The sequence below is a fragment of the Mesorhizobium sp. M0587 genome (genome assembly GCF_040320945.1).
GTDB lineage: Bacteria > Pseudomonadota > Alphaproteobacteria > Rhizobiales > Rhizobiaceae > Mesorhizobium.
In genome coordinates this window covers 53225-66812 of the sequence record NZ_JAMYQP010000025.1, presented here as the reverse complement: position 1 = coordinate 66812, position 13588 = coordinate 53225, and the positions used below count along the sequence as shown (strand labels likewise).

At 64.7% G+C, this 13588-nt stretch carries 14 protein-coding genes; 6 read left to right on the top strand and 8 right to left on the bottom strand.

Annotated elements, in window-relative coordinates; translation table 11 throughout:
* Positions 1–93: 93 nt before the first annotated feature.
* Both NKI49_RS21585 and NKI49_RS21580 read right to left on the bottom strand, forming a co-directional pair.
* A complete protein-coding gene (locus NKI49_RS21585; protein WP_352597780.1) occupies positions 94–1002 on the bottom strand; it encodes a sugar phosphate isomerase/epimerase family protein in 909 nt (302 codons plus the stop codon).
* Positions 999–2030: a Gfo/Idh/MocA family protein gene (locus NKI49_RS21580; RefSeq protein ID WP_352597778.1), complete on the bottom strand. Its 1032-nt coding sequence runs from the start codon at positions 2028–2030 to the stop codon at positions 999–1001. Before NKI49_RS21580 ends, NKI49_RS21585 begins: the two co-directional genes overlap by 4 nt.
* A gap of 195 nt (positions 2031–2225) precedes the next feature.
* Here NKI49_RS21580 and NKI49_RS21575 point away from each other — a divergent pair, with 195 nt between their 5' ends.
* The 3 genes from NKI49_RS21575 to NKI49_RS21565 all read left to right on the top strand — a co-directional run bounded on the left by NKI49_RS21575 (position 2226) and on the right by NKI49_RS21565 (position 6605).
* Positions 2226–3251 (top strand): LacI family DNA-binding transcriptional regulator, encoded by a 1026-nt coding sequence (locus tag NKI49_RS21575; protein WP_352597776.1) that lies wholly within the window; start codon positions 2226–2228, stop codon positions 3249–3251.
* Between the two features lie 268 nt (positions 3252–3519).
* Positions 3520–4995, top strand: coding sequence for an esterase-like activity of phytase family protein (locus tag NKI49_RS21570; RefSeq protein ID WP_352597774.1), 1476 nt, complete (start codon positions 3520–3522; stop codon positions 4993–4995).
* Between the two features lie 137 nt (positions 4996–5132).
* Complete coding sequence (locus NKI49_RS21565; protein ID WP_502899430.1) at positions 5133–6605, top strand: MATE family efflux transporter; 1473 nt, start codon at positions 5133–5135, stop codon at positions 6603–6605.
* A 130-nt stretch (positions 6606–6735) separates the two neighbouring features.
* Here the strand turns inward: NKI49_RS21565 and NKI49_RS21560 are convergent, their stop codons facing one another.
* Complete coding sequence (locus NKI49_RS21560; protein ID WP_352597770.1) at positions 6736–7944, bottom strand: MFS transporter; 1209 nt, start codon at positions 7942–7944, stop codon at positions 6736–6738.
* Between the two features lie 324 nt (positions 7945–8268).
* Between NKI49_RS21560 and NKI49_RS21555 the strand changes: the two genes are divergently transcribed.
* Complete coding sequence (locus tag NKI49_RS21555) at positions 8269–8844, top strand: TMEM175 family protein (RefSeq protein WP_352597768.1); 576 nt, start codon at positions 8269–8271, stop codon at positions 8842–8844.
* A gap of 6 nt (positions 8845–8850) precedes the next feature.
* On the opposite strand, the gene NKI49_RS21550 is transcribed toward NKI49_RS21555, so the two are convergent.
* Positions 8851–9132 (bottom strand): hypothetical protein, encoded by a 282-nt coding sequence (locus tag NKI49_RS21550; RefSeq protein ID WP_352597766.1) that lies wholly within the window; start codon positions 9130–9132, stop codon positions 8851–8853.
* Positions 9133–9316: 184 nt separating this feature from the next.
* Here NKI49_RS21550 and NKI49_RS21545 point away from each other — a divergent pair, with 184 nt between their 5' ends.
* Positions 9317–10183, top strand: a complete 867-nt coding sequence (locus NKI49_RS21545; RefSeq protein ID WP_352597764.1) for an SDR family NAD(P)-dependent oxidoreductase — start codon at positions 9317–9319, stop codon at positions 10181–10183.
* A 6-nt stretch (positions 10184–10189) separates the two neighbouring features.
* Here the strand turns inward: NKI49_RS21545 and NKI49_RS21540 are convergent, their stop codons facing one another.
* Positions 10190–10618 carry a low affinity iron permease family protein gene (locus tag NKI49_RS21540; RefSeq protein ID WP_352597762.1) on the bottom strand — a complete coding sequence of 143 codons (429 nt, stop codon included), beginning with the start codon at positions 10616–10618 and terminating at the stop codon, positions 10190–10192.
* A gap of 301 nt (positions 10619–10919) precedes the next feature.
* Complete coding sequence (locus NKI49_RS21535; RefSeq protein ID WP_352597761.1) at positions 10920–11075, bottom strand: YjiS-like domain-containing protein; 156 nt, start codon at positions 11073–11075, stop codon at positions 10920–10922.
* Between the two features lie 234 nt (positions 11076–11309).
* Here NKI49_RS21535 and NKI49_RS21530 point away from each other — a divergent pair, with 234 nt between their 5' ends.
* Entirely contained in the window at positions 11310–12179 is an 870-nt protein-coding gene (locus tag NKI49_RS21530; protein WP_352597759.1) for a LysR family transcriptional regulator, read from the top strand.
* Positions 12180–12275: 96 nt separating this feature from the next.
* Here NKI49_RS21530 and NKI49_RS21525 read toward each other — a convergent pair whose 3' ends face one another.
* Both NKI49_RS21525 and NKI49_RS21520 read right to left on the bottom strand, forming a co-directional pair.
* A complete protein-coding gene (locus tag NKI49_RS21525; RefSeq protein WP_352597757.1) occupies positions 12276–12917 on the bottom strand; it encodes a DapH/DapD/GlmU-related protein in 642 nt (213 codons plus the stop codon).
* A gap of 72 nt (positions 12918–12989) precedes the next feature.
* A complete protein-coding gene (locus NKI49_RS21520) occupies positions 12990–13493 on the bottom strand; it encodes a CreA family protein (protein WP_352597755.1) in 504 nt (167 codons plus the stop codon).
* Between the last annotated feature and the right edge of the window lie 95 nt (positions 13494–13588).

Sequence of the window (13588 nt, the reverse complement as noted above, 5' to 3'; positions counted from 1 at the left end):
CCTCCCTTTGTGTCCTCGCTAACCGAGGGTTTTCGACATTCGCTTCGGCAGTGCTTTGCGATCTGGCCGGCCGGCTCCTCCCGCCGGCCGCTGTCACGCCGGGTTCGGCAGGTAGTTCGCACCTCCCCGGCATTGCTTGAGATAATCGAGCGCCCGCACCTGGCCAGTGATCTCGAGATCGTCGCGATAGACCGGATCGTGCCAGCCTTCGATGTCGATGGCGCCGCGATAGCCGGCCAGCCGCAATTCGCTGATCACCCGCGTCCAGTCGCTGTCGCCGAAGCCGGGCGTGCGCATCTGCACGAATGACAGCCGGCCGAACACGCCATGCTCGCGGATCACGTCCCAGCGCACCGTCGCGTCCTTGCCGTGGACATGGAAGATGCGCGGCGCCCATTTGCGGATCTGCGGCATCGGGTCGATCAGATAGACGAGCTGGTGGCAGGGCTCCCATTCCAACCCGAGATTCTCATCCGGCAATTCGTTGAACATCAGCTCCCAGGCGTCGGGATTGTGGGCGATGTTCCAGTCGCCGCCGGCCCAGTTGCCGTCCATCGCGCAATTCTCGAAAGCGATGCGCACGCCCTTGTCGGCGGCGCGCTTGGCCAGCGGCCCCCAGACCTCGCGAAAGCGCGGCAGGCTGTCGGGCAGCGGCTTGCCACGGATACGGCCGGTAAAGCCGCTGACCGTCGAGGCGCCGAACAGATGCGCATTGTCGATCACCATCTCCCAGGCCTTCAGCACGCCGCGATCGACATCGCCGCTCTCCAGCGGATTGCCGAACACGCCGAGCGAGGACACGGTGACGTCGGCGTCGCCGATCGCCTCGCGGATCTGGCCGGCCAGACGCGGCAGATCCTTGCCGCCCAGCGTCTGCCAGAAAAAGGGCTGGATGCTCTCGAAGCCAAGCGGCAGGATCTGCTTGATGTAAGCCGCCGGGTCGTCGAGGTTGGCCCGCACCATGGTGCCGATCCTGATGTCGAGAAGCGGGTTTGGCATCATCGTGCATCCTGTGTGATCGCCACGCGGCGTCCGCTCTCGGCGCTTTCGATGGCGCCGAGAACCATGGCCAGGCTCTTGATGTTGTCGGCGCCACGCGTTTCCGGCTCCGTGCCGGTCTCTATGGCCTGCATGAAATCCTTGATGATGCCGAGGTGGCCGCCGATGCGGTCGGCGGCGTCGAGCGGCGGCACGGCGATCGGCTGTGTCTGGTCGAACAGGCCCTCGCGCACCGGCAGCGCGACCTCTGCTCTCACCTCGTCATTGCCGTCCCAGACCAGGCTGCCGCGCTCGGCCACGATGCGCCATGTGCTCTCCCAGCTTGTGCGGAAGCCGGCCGCGCACCAGGAACCGGCATAGGTGAAGACCTTGCCGCCGCCGAGATCGAAGACGGCGCTGGCCGAAGATCCCTGGCTATACCAGGAATTGGCCGGCTCCCATTCCTGGCAATAGACGCTGGCCGGCTCGCCGCCGACCATATAGCGCGCGGCGTCGAACGTGTGGATCGCCATGTCGAGCAGCAGCACATGGCTCATCTCCTCGCGAAAGCCGCCGAAATGCGGCGCGACGAAGAAGTCGGCATGGATGCTTGTCGCCGCGCCTATGGCGCCGGATTCCAGGAACCGCCTGATCCGCCTGACATTGGCGACATAGCGGCGGTTCTGCACGACGGCGTGGATACGCCCCGCCCGGCGCGCGGCATCGACGATGATCCGGGCATTGTCCGGACTGTCGGCCAGCGGTTTTTCGGTGAGCAGATGGCAATGATGGGCGAATGCGGAAAGCGCGACCTCGCGCCGGGCGGCGGGAACCACGACGTCGAACACCGCGTCGGGCTTGGTCTGGTCGAGGACCATGTCGAGATTGGTTCCGATGACGGCGCCGGAAAGCCCGTATTCGCGCGCCCTCGCCTTCGCCCGCTCGGCGTCGAGGTCGACAAGGCCGACGATGGCGAGCCCATCGATCTGCCTCGCGGCATCGAGCCACTGCTTGCTCATCGCTCCGCAGCCGACAAGGACGACATTGATCATCCAGCGCTCCTCCCTCTCGGCCCCTCCAGACCGATCGTCCCGGCATCCACGGCAGCACCGTAAATGTTGTTCCGTAAACGTTTACGAGAACACACCCGAAGGCGTAGAATGTCAACCGGCCGCTGACGAAAATCATCATCGACCGCCTTGGCCTGAGCGGCGGCCGGTGCTAGCCAGAGCGGGGGAGAACTGTCCTTGGCGTCCAGCATCCACGACCTCGCGCGTCACCTGAACATTTCGATCGGCACCGTGTCGCGCGCGCTCAACGGCCGCGCGGACGTCAACGCCGACACGCGCCAGCGCGTGCTCGATGCCGCCAAGCAGTTGAACTATGCGCCCAACCAGTCCGGCCGCAGTCTCAGGCAAGGCGCCACCCGCTCGATCGCCTTCATGCTGCAGCCGCATCCGGGCGACCTGGAATATGGCGAGCCGTTCTTCATTCCGTTCCTGACCGGTTTGCAGGCTAGGCTAGCCGAAAGCGGGCTCGACCTGATCGTGGTGATGGGCGCGCCCGGCGACTATCAGCAGGAGCGCCTGCGCCGTGTCGTCGAAACGCGCCGCGCCGATGCGGTGGTGCTGGCCTGGACGCGACGCGAAGACGAGCGCATCGACTATCTCACCCAGGCCGGCTTCCCCTTCGCCACGCTTGGCCGCAGCCGCTCCGGCGGGATGGCCTATCCCTCGCTCGACCTCGATTTCGAGAAGGCCGGCGCCGACGCGGTCGACCGGCTGGTGTCGCGCGGCCACCGCCGCATCGCCGCCATCCGCCCATCGCTCGACCTGAATTTCGGGCATCTGTTCGTCGCCGGCTACCGCAAGGCCCTGCGGCGGCACGGCATCGAGGTCGATCCCGGGCTGATAGCGGAGGGGTTCATCAACGAGGCCGGCGGCTACCAGGTGACGCCGCGAGTGATGCTCGCGAAAGACCGGCCCACCGCCATCATCTTCAACAATGACGCGATGGCGCTCGGCGGCTGCAAGGCGCTGGCCGAAATGGGCATCAGGCCCGGCCATGACATCGCGGTGATCGTCATCGTCGACACGCCGCTCTGCCGCTATTTCTCGCCGGCGCTGACCGGCTTCCGCCCGGCTCTGGAGCCGATGGGGAAGCGATTGGCCGAAATGCTGCTGGCCTCGCTTCCCGCCTTCGCCGGCCCCGAAGGAACGCGCATCATGCGCGAGGTCTGGCCCCTGGAGCTGATTGCGCGCGACAGCGATTGAGCAGGACTGAAGCCGAGCCCAGCGGCTGCTTTCGCTGCCGGCTTCGCCCGTGCGTCACGCCGGCGGGCAAGCAAATCTTCCCGCCGGTGCTCGTTTCCAACGTCGCGCCCAGAGACTGGCGGAGATGCGACCCCACGCTGTCATGCAAGCATCATGTTCGCGCCGTAGATCGCTTTCGGGGAAGCGCGCGCCATCGTCGATGTGCCGCCTCTTTCAGCTTTTCGTCTTTGGGCCGCTCCGGCACGCTTTTTCAGAAAGAGGATTGTCCATGAAACACCTGTACCGAACCGCGTCGCTCGGCGTCGCGCTGGCCTTGTTCACCGCCTCGACGCCGGCGCTTGCCGACGGCACCGCCGGCGGCGCCAGCTTCGTCAACAAGGGGCTCGTCGGCGTCGGCCGCATCCCGGCAGGCCAGCGCGACAAGTTCGGCGAGACGTTCGGCTCGGGCTCCGGCATGGCGATGGACCCCGCCGGCTGGACGCATGACGTGACCGGCTACAAGGGTTCGCTCTGGCTGCTGCCGGACCGCGGCTACAATGTCGCCGGCACCGCCGACTACCGGCCGCGCCTCAACACCATCGGCATCGAGTTCGCTCCCGTCGCGCCGGGCGCCGCTCCCGCCGCCGGCCAGGAGCAGACCGGCGTCAAGGCGACGCTGGCCGACACCATGCTGCTCACCGACGACAAGGGCGTCAACGCCACCGGCCTCGATCCGCTGTCGGATGTTCGCGCGGCAAGCGGCGACATGCCGATGCTGCCCGCCGCCACCAACGGCAAGCTCGCGCTCGACAATGAAGCGATCGTGCGGCTGCCCGACGGTTCGATGTTCATCTCCGACGAATACGGTCCCAACATCTACCGGTTTTCCGCCGAAGGCCGCCTGCTGTCGGCGACGCAGCCGCCGGCCGCACTGGTGCCGATGCGCAAGGGAACGCCGAACTTCTCCTCGGACAATCCCGGCGCGGGTGCCGCCGAACCCGATCCGAAGGACCCCGAAACGGGCCGCCAGAACAATCAGGGCCTCGAGGGCATGGCGCTGACGCCGGACGGCAAGTTCCTGATCGCTGTGCTCCAGTCCGCGACAAGGCAGGATGGCGGCGATTCCCCCTCGACCCGGCAGAACACCAGGGCTCTGGTCTACGACGCCTCCGACCCCGCCCATCTGAAGCTGGCGCACGAATATGTCGTGCCGCTGCCGGTATTCACCGACGCCAAGGGCAAGACCAAGGTCGCTGCGCAAAGCGAGATCGTAGCGCTGTCGGACACCGCTTTCCTGATGCTGGCGCGCGACAGCGGCAATGGCCAGGGCGTGAAGGGTGACACCTCGTTCTATCGCAGAATCAACATCGTCGATCTCGCCGGCGCGACCGATATCGCCGGCGCCTTCGACACGGCCGACAAGCCGCTCGCGCCCAAGGGCGTGCTCGCCCCCTCGGTGACGCCGGCCAGGCTGGCGCCGTTCATCGACATCAACGACAGTGCGGAACTCGGCCGCTTCGGCCTCCACAACGGCGCGCCGAACGACCACGACAACCTGTCCGAGAAGTGGGAAGCAATGTCGGTCGTGAGCGTGCTCGATCCAAAACTGCCTGACGACTATTTCCTGTTCGTCGGCAACGACAACGACTTTCTCGCCCAGGACGGTTTTCAGGTCGGCGCCTCCTATAAGGCCGATGACGGCGCCAATGTCGATACCATGTTCCTGGTCTATCAGGTCACGCTGCCGGGCCTCGCCAGGAAGTAACGGCCCCCGAAGGTAGTCGCCGAGCGCGCTCACGGCTATCCCGTCGGAGCACCGGTATTCCGCCAGGGTGCATCTCGGTCCGGCCTGCGATATCATCGCAAGCCGGACCCAGATCACTTCGGCGAGCCATCACCCCCATGGACGAAAAAATGCCCACCCGCCGGCGCACCGGCGACCTGACCAGCGGCCCGATCCCGCGCACGCTGCTGCTGTTCGCCTTGCCGGTGCTCGGCTCCAATGTGCTGCAATCGCTCAACGGTTCGATCAATGCCGTCTGGGTCGGCCGCTTCCTCGGCGAATCGGCGCTGACCGCCACCTCCAACGCCAATCTGGTGCTGTTCCTGATCCTTGGCACGGTGTTCGGCATCGGCATGGCGGCCACCATCCTGGTGGCGCAGTCGGTCGGCGCCCGCGACCTGCCCGAGGCGCGCCGTATCGTCGGCACCAGCGCGACCTTCTTCTTCCTCGTCTCGGTGGTCTTCGCCGTCTGCGGCTGGATCTGGGTCGACGCGATCCTCAACACGCTCGCCACACCGGCCGATGCCTTGCCGCTGGCGCGCTCCTATTTGCGCATCATCTTCGTCGCGGTGCCGATGATGAACCTTCTGTCCTTCGTCATGACCGTGCTGCGCGGCGCCGGCGATTCACGCACGCCGTTCATCTTCATGGCGCTCGCCGTCGTCCTCGACATCGTGCTCAACCCGCTGCTGATCCGCGGCATCGGACCGTTCCCGGAACTCGGCATCGCCGGATCGGCCACCTCCACGCTGATCGGCCAGATGGTGAGCGTGATCGCCATCCTGATCGTGCTCTATGCGCGCAAGCATCCGCTGCGGCTCGCCGGCGCCAATCTGGCGCTGCTGCGGCCCGACCCCGCCTTGCTGCGCATCATCGTCTTCAAGGGCGTGCCGATGGGCCTGCAGATGATCGTCATCTCGGCGGCGGCACTGACGGTGATGGGCATCGTCAATTCCTACGGTTCGCAGGTCGCCGCCGCCTACGGCATCGCCGCTCAGCTATGGACCTATATCCAGATGCCGGCGCTGGCCATCGGTGCCGCCGTCTCCTCCATAGCGGCGCAGAATGTCGGCGCCGGGCGCTGGGACCGCATCGGCCGCATCGCCGGCTCCGGCGTCGGCTTCAACCTGGTCCTGACCGGCGCCCTCGTCGCGCTGCTATGGATCTTCGACCGCTCGATCCTCGGCCTGTTCCTGAGCAGCGACAGCGCCGCGATAGACATCGCCGCCCACATCAACTCCGTCGCGTCCTGGTCGTTCGTCCTGTTCGGCATCACCATCGTGCTGTTCGCCACCGTGCGCGCCACCGGCGCCGTGATGCCGCCGCTGATCATCCTGGTGATCTCGGTGCTGGTCGTGCGCACCGGCTTTGCCTATTTCATGCGGGGCGTGATCGGCGAGGAGGCGCTGTGGTGGAGTTTTCCGGCCGGGTCGATCGCCTCGCTGGTGCTGGCCGCGGCCTATTACCGCTTCGGCCACTGGCGCACCATGCACCTGATCGAGAACAGGCCGGCCGCCGGCGAGCCTCCCGACACCGGGCTCGGCGTGCCGCGCCAGCGCGCGAACATGACGCCCGAGACGCCGAACGGCTAGAGCAATTCCAGGAAAAGTGTGAAACGCTTTTCCGTCCGGAATTGCGTAAAAACAAAGAGATAGAGCGGTTCGGCGTTTCCATGAAACGGTGAACCGCTCTACGGCCCGCCCTGCCGCTGCCAGGCGGGTCTCACGGCCTGTTTTTCAACCCAAAGCCCAGCGCTACCAGCGCAAACACGATGATCATGCCGGCGAACGCCAGGCTGGCCGCGATGGGGCTGGCATAGGTCGAGATGATGCCAATGCCGATGACGGGCAAGGCATTGCCGATAAAGCAGCAGATGAAGAAGCTGGATACCACTTCCGCGCGGCGATCTTCAGGCGCGATCTCGTTCACCACTTGCAGGCTACCACGATAGCCGAGTGCGGCCGTCACGCCGCAGCAGGCGGTGGCGGCGATCATCAGCCCCATCGACGCCAGCATCTGCGCCGCCACCACCATGAGGATGCTGGGGATCATCAATGCCAGCGCGGCCAGCATGGCCTTGCCGCTCTGCATTTGCTTCAGCGCCACGATGCTGACCGCGGTGACGATCGCCAATTCGAAGAACAGCGCACCGGCGACGGCGTGATTCGTCTGGTGCAGCTGCTGCGCCAGGATGCTCGGCGCCACCGCGGCGTAGAAGCCGACCAGCGCCATAGCGCCAAAACCGGTCACCGCCGGTGCGACGAAGCGCGCCCGGATATCTTCCGGTACGGAGAGCTTCGGCCGCATGGAAACCTGGCCGAGACCGCGAGGCTTCGCCACCGTTTCGCGCGTGCGCCAGACCAGGACCGTCACCGCCGCGAGTGCCGCCAGATAGACGATGAACGGCAGCCGCAAGGGCCACGGCTCATACTCGGCCAGCAATCCCGAGACGAGCGCGCCAAAACCGAGGCCGAGGAAATTGGTGCTGGTGGCGATGACGCTGGCGCGTGCCTTGTCCGCGTCGGGGAGAAGCTCGGCGATCCACGCGGTTCCGGTCCCCGCGCCGACGCCGATGCCAAGCCCGCTCAGGATGCGCGCCACGTCGAGCGAGACGACGTTGACGGCAAACAGGAAGATGACCGCGCTGACGATGGCGACAGCCATGGCCGCAAGGCTCGCAGGCCGACGGCCGACAACGTCCGACAGACCGCCGAACACCAGCAACGCGCCGAGATTGCCCACCACATAGACTGCGTAGATCAGTGTCAGCGTGATCTGCGAAAAATCGAATTGCTGCTTGTAGATGACATAGAGCGGCGTCAGCATCGTGCTGCCGGCAAACAGCACCGCGATCATCGCGGCGACTACAGGGATTGCCAAGGCGTCGCTGCGAACTTCGTTGTTCCTATGCGCCAAATCGCTGAAGATCATGGCCAACCTCGTCAAGTCTTGGGGGATAGCGATCTCAACGCGCTTTCATCCCCGACGTTCCGAACGGCTGGCAGGCTCCTGACAGTGCGGTGGGCATTGCCCCCCGGCCGTTCGACTGCCGCGGCCGCGGGCGACGTCGCAGCGGAGAGACGACGGCAAGAAAAGTCAACAAGTATCCAACGCAGTTTATCGCGGCCGGCCGCCCGGCGCGGGAATTTCCCTGCATATAGTTGAGGAATTTCTCGCGCGCGGTTTATCGATCCGGCAACATCGGCTAACAATTTACTGTCTTTCGAAATCCATTTGCATTCAGGGGGTATGATCATGGGCAAAGGCAGGGTCGAGGCATTCACCGACGGCGTGGTGGCCATCATCATCACCATCATGGTGCTCGAGCTGAAAGTGCCGCATGGCGAGGATCTCTCGGCCTTGCTGCCGCTATGGCCAATCTTCTTCAGCTACGTGCTGTCCTTCATCAATGTCGGCCTCTACTGGAACAATTTGCACAACATGTTCCACACCGTACAGCGGGTCGATGGACGCGTCTTGTGGGCGAACCTCAATCTCCTGTTCTGGCTGTCGCTGATGCCGGTGACGACGGCCTTCATGGGCGAAAACCATTTCGCCCCGGTGCCGGTCGCCGTCTATGGCGCCGACCTTGCGCTGTGCGCCATCGCCTATTTCATTCTCGTCGTGACGCTCCACCGGCTGCACGGCAACGATACGGCCTTTGCCAGGGCGATCGGCAACGACCGCAAGGGCAAGATTTCGCTTTTCGCCTATCTCTGCGCCATCCCGCTGACCTTCATCAGCCAGTGGATCGGTGTCGCGATCTATGTGCTGGTTGCCCTTGTCTGGCTTGTGCCGGACAGGCGTTTCGCACGGGTGCTCGAAAAATAAGAGAATCTATTCGCGCATCGCTTTCAGCTTTTCCGCCACCGACGCGGCAAGGTCCGCATAGCGCTCCTCCAGCCGTTCCGCCGCCTTGATGATCGCGAAATCATGGCCGAACTTTTCTAGCGCCATGCGCAGTTTCTCGACGAACTCGGCCTGTTTCTCCAGAGCGGCAAACAGCGTCTTCACCTGCGCTTCGCTGATATCGGGATTGGCCAGCATCTGCGGCACCTCGCGCCCCATCTGGTCGCCGGTGGCGGTCTGCTGCTTCAGGATTTCGACCCAGTCCGTCAATCGAAAAGTCTCCATTTGCCGCGGCAACATGCGTAGCATTTGCCACGGCAACATGCGTAGCATTTGTCAGGGCAACATGCGCAGCCCGGGCCCGGCGGGTCAACCCGCGCAAGCGCCGACAAAGGCTTGCGCGAGCCCATCCCGGCGCTAAGTTCGGCACCGTCGAAAGAAGGAACCGTCCCGCATGATCACCGACGCCGAGATCCAGACCGCCCTGCCCGCGCTTGGCCCGGGCAACACCGCCGTCGTCACCGGCGCCGCCAGCGGCATCGGTCTCGCGGCCGCCAGGCGGCTTGCCTTGCTGGGCATGAAGATCGTGCTAGCCGACATCGCCGGGCCCCGCCTTGACGATGCCTCCCGCGCCGTATCGGCAATTGCCGGCGACGATGCCGTGCTTGCCGTGGCCGCCGATGTTTCGAAGCCGGACGAGGTGGACCGTCTCGCCGACAGGGCGTTCGGCGCCTTCGGCGAGGTATCGCTGCTGATGAACAATGCCGGCATAGGCGACAATCCGGGAAAACCCTGGCAGAACCGCGACGCCTGGAAACGGCTGCTGGACATCAATTTCTGGGGCGTCGTGCACGGCGTCGAGGCCTTCGCGCCGCGCATGCTGGCATCGTCCAGGCCGGGCTTGATCGTCAACACCGGCTCCAAGCAAGGCATCACCACGCCGCCCGGCAACCTTGCCTACAACGTCTCCAAGGCCGGCGTGAAGACATTCACCGAGGGCCTGGCGCATGCGCTGAGAAACGAACCTGGCGCCCGCCTGTCGGCGCATCTGCTGATCCCCGGTTTCACCTATACCGGCCTCACCGAAGGCGCGACGGAAAAACCCGCCGGCGCCTGGACCGGCGACCAGGTCGTCGATTTCATGCTGGAATCGCTGGTCAGGGGCGACTTCTACATACTGTGCCCGGACAATGAAGTGGCCAGGCCGCTGGACGAAAAGCGTATGGCTTGGGCGATCGGCGACATCATCGAAAACCGCCCGGCTCTGTCGCGCTGGCACCCCGACCACAAGGATGCGTTCGCGGCCTTCATGAAACGCTGAACGCTCTCAAGCCGCTGTTTTTCTGGCACCGTGCTTCTGCGCCGCTCCTTTCTTGGCTGCCATCTCGGCGATCTTGCGGTCGTGCCGCTTCGCCGCCCGTTCGCATTTGGCGCGGATCTCCTCGACTTCGGATTCTGTCAGGTGCTCGATGCCGATGAAATGATTGTGAGCGCGGCTCACCCGGATCAGTTCGTCAAGCTTGGCCTGGATCGCAGCGCCGTCGCGGTTTTGGGTGTTCTGGATCAGAAACACCATCAGGAAGGTGATGATGGTGGTTCCGGTGTTTATCACCAGTTGCCAGGTGTCCGAAAATCCGAACGCCGGCCCGCTTACCGCCCAGACGATGATGATCAGGCAGCAGACGGCGAACGTCGGCGGCAGCCCGGCAAGATGGGCGACAGTGTTGGCAATCCTGGTGAAAAGCTTCTCGATCATCGAAGTTCCCCGAAAACAGCGTCACGTCCCGGGAGAAACAAACGGCGGCCATTCCAGGTTCCCGGCCGCGACACATACAACCAGCGCAATCGAATACATGCAGGGCGTGCATGCGACTGAAAACACACCTTATGGGTTCAATGTCAGGGTAACCGTGCAGGCAAAAAGCCTGTTCCTTCCGCTTCACAGCGGTTTACCTCCGGCCCCTTCCGTCGCGCCACCCCCGCATGACGGAAGGGGTTTCAGTCCGGAGAGAGCGGCCGTCCCAAGCTCCATCATCTGCATGCCCGCCTCCATAATCTCAACGACGCAGGCTGGCGTGGCGGGCACGCTCGCGGATCTCTTCGCGAGAAATGCCAGCGTCCGCCAATGTGCTGTCCGGGGCCCGCCTCAAGCTCGCAAGCGTCTGGCGATAGGCGAGCCAGCGGGCGAAATGGGATCGAAGTTCATGCAACATGATCGTCTCCTTTGGCGCGCGGAATGGCCGCGCGCTTGGTTGGTCGAAAGCGCAAAGCGTCTGCGCGAAGCCCACGCGCGATCGAACGGATTGTGCTGGCTCCTCGGCCAGCCGAAGCGCTAGTCGCGGCCCCACCAAGCAGGATTGTCCAACGCTTCCAATGCCTGCATACTTGCGCGGGATGCCCGCTTCGCGATACAGACACGGTCGCAAGGAGTTTTTCATTTCTGCAAAATGGATATTGGCTGGGACGATCTAAGATTGTTTCTCGACGTTGCGCGGCTGGGTGGCTTGAGCGCGGCGACGGGAACCACGCGCCTCAGCGCAGCCACCCTTGGACGACGCGTCACCGCGCTCGAAAAGCAGATCGGCGAACCGCTGTTCGTGCGTCAGCAGACCGGCTATCGGCTGACCCCGGTCGGTGAAGAACTGCTGCGGCGCGCCGAAGACGTCGAGGCCGCAATGCAGTCGCTGACCCGCTGGCGCGAAGGAAGCCTGCCCGACCGCATTGTCCGCGTCTCGGCCGGGCCATGGACCTCGGCCTTCGTTTCCGCCCATATCGGCGAGATATGGACGGTCGACGATGGCATAAGGGTGGAGCTCGTCACCACCACCGATCGGGTCGACATCGGTCGCCGTGCCGCCGACATCGGCATCCGCAGCGACCGCCCGGCCGAGCAATGGCTGGCCGGCCGTCAGAGCGGCAAGGTCGCCCACGCCATTTATTCGGGGCGCCATCTCATCAACGGCATCGCCGCCGGGTTGTTCGTCGGCGTCACCGGCGATGGGGCCAACATTGCCTCGGCGCGGTGGCTGCAAGCCCATCACGGCGACCGCATCGCAGTGCGCGGCAACAACACCCATTCGGTGCGCGAACTGGTGGCCGCCGGCGCCGGCCTTTCGGTCTTTCCGTGCTTCGTCGGCGACAGCGACCCGCGGCTGGTTCGCGTCGCCCAGCCTATCCCCGAACTCGAAACCGACCAGTGGATCGTCACCCATCACGAGGAACGTCACTCCCCGCCGGTACGAAAGGTCGCCGACCGGATTACCGCCTTGATGCGGGCGCACCAGCCGCTGTTTCGCGGCGAGACGCCTATCCGGTAAGCCTCAGGCGTCGATCGGCCCCCAGCTGAGCCAGATGCCGATACGCCCGAATCGATCGGCAACACGCGCCCGGAATAGGCGCATCTGCGCGGGAGGTCAGACCCCGTCGTTTTTCCAGCGGTCGAGGAACGCCTCGATCGGCATCGCCTGCATGTCGGGAACCGCCCTGGCGAGCTTTTCGACCGGCCAGTCCCACCAGGCGAGGCGCTCGATCCGCGCCCCGATATCGGCGGCGAAGCGCTGCCGCAACGGCTTCGCCGGCACGCCGGCGGCGATTGCATAGGGCGGCACGTCATGCGTCACCACCGCATTGGCGCCGATGACCGCGCCATTGCCGATCGTGACGCCGGGCATGATCACCGCGCCGTGGCCGATCCAGACATCATGGCCGATGGTCACGGATTTCGCCTGCCGCCGCTCGCGGAAGGCGGCGTCGACGCCCAGCCAGCGAAAATACTCGTTCGGCCGGTAGCTGACCTTGTGCTGGGTCAGCCGCTCGATCGGATGCTCCAGCGCGTTGATGCGGCTATTGGCGGCTATCGAGCAGAACTTGCCGATCGTCGTGTAGATCGCTTCGGAATGGCGCTCGAAATAGGAGAAATCGCCGACGCTCACCTCGCGCAGCACCACCCGCTCGCCGATCGAGGCATAGCGGCCAAGCTTGCACGCCTTCAGCTCCGCGGTCGGGTGAATGCGCGGTTCGGGGTCTTTCAGGACGAGATTTTCGGAACGGTCCATACCGGCGGCTTTACCCCCGAGCAAGGGCTCCCGCAAGTCGGCAGCACTTGTCCTCAGGGCAATCCGGACCGCCTATTTCGGCTTGCCGTTGCTCCACACCACGTTCTGGCCATAGAGCGGCACCGTGGTGACCGACATCTTGGCCGAGCCGTTCTGCACCTGGCGCGAATGCGAGAGGTAGATCAGCGTCTCGTTGGTCTTGTCGTAGATGCGGTTCACCACCTGCTTCTTCCAGATCAGGCTGATGCCTTGCTTGAACACTTCCTCGCCGGCCTCGCTCGTGTCGATGTCGCCGATGATGATCGGGCCTGTCTGGCGGCACGAGATGGAAGAATCGGAAGGGTCCTCGAACCAGTTGCCCTTGTGCAGGCGGTCGATGATGCCGCGGTCGAAATAGGAGACGTGGCAGGTGACGCCCTCCACCTTCGGGTCCTTGATCGCTTCGACGATGATGTCGTTGCCGAGCCAGTCGACGCCGACCTTGCCGACTTCGTCGGCAACGGCCGCGCCGGCCCCTAGGACAAGGCACGCAGCCAAGGCGCCGCCGACCAGTTTTCGTCCAATCGATCCTTGCAAGATAGCCTCCGGGGTTCGAGTTGCCGGCCTCAGGTGGGGCGAGCAGTCTGGCTTTGCAAGCAGATACGTCGACAGGATATACGGTTGCGGCAACG

Coding starts and splice junctions, on each gene's coding strand:
- NKI49_RS21570 (WP_352597774.1), top strand. CDS start 3,520: ATGAAACACCTGTACCGAACCGCGTCGCTCGGCGTCGCGCTGGCCTTG.
- NKI49_RS21560 (WP_352597770.1), bottom strand. CDS start 7,944: ATGATCTTCAGCGATTTGGCGCATAGGAACAACGAAGTTCGCAGCGAC.
- NKI49_RS21555 (WP_352597768.1), top strand. CDS start 8,269: ATGGGCAAAGGCAGGGTCGAGGCATTCACCGACGGCGTGGTGGCCATC.
- NKI49_RS21540 (WP_352597762.1), bottom strand. CDS start 10,618: ATGATCGAGAAGCTTTTCACCAGGATTGCCAACACTGTCGCCCATCTT.
- NKI49_RS21580 (WP_352597778.1), bottom strand. CDS start 2,030: ATGATCAATGTCGTCCTTGTCGGCTGCGGAGCGATGAGCAAGCAGTGG.
- NKI49_RS21535 (WP_352597761.1), bottom strand. CDS start 11,075: ATGTTGCATGAACTTCGATCCCATTTCGCCCGCTGGCTCGCCTATCGC.
- NKI49_RS21525 (WP_352597757.1), bottom strand. CDS start 12,917: ATGGACCGTTCCGAAAATCTCGTCCTGAAAGACCCCGAACCGCGCATT.
- NKI49_RS21565 (WP_502899430.1), top strand. CDS start 5,133: ATGGACGAAAAAATGCCCACCCGCCGGCGCACCGGCGACCTGACCAGC.
- NKI49_RS21530 (WP_352597759.1), top strand. CDS start 11,310: ATGGATATTGGCTGGGACGATCTAAGATTGTTTCTCGACGTTGCGCGG.
- NKI49_RS21545 (WP_352597764.1), top strand. CDS start 9,317: ATGATCACCGACGCCGAGATCCAGACCGCCCTGCCCGCGCTTGGCCCG.
- NKI49_RS21585 (WP_352597780.1), bottom strand. CDS start 1,002: ATGATGCCAAACCCGCTTCTCGACATCAGGATCGGCACCATGGTGCGG.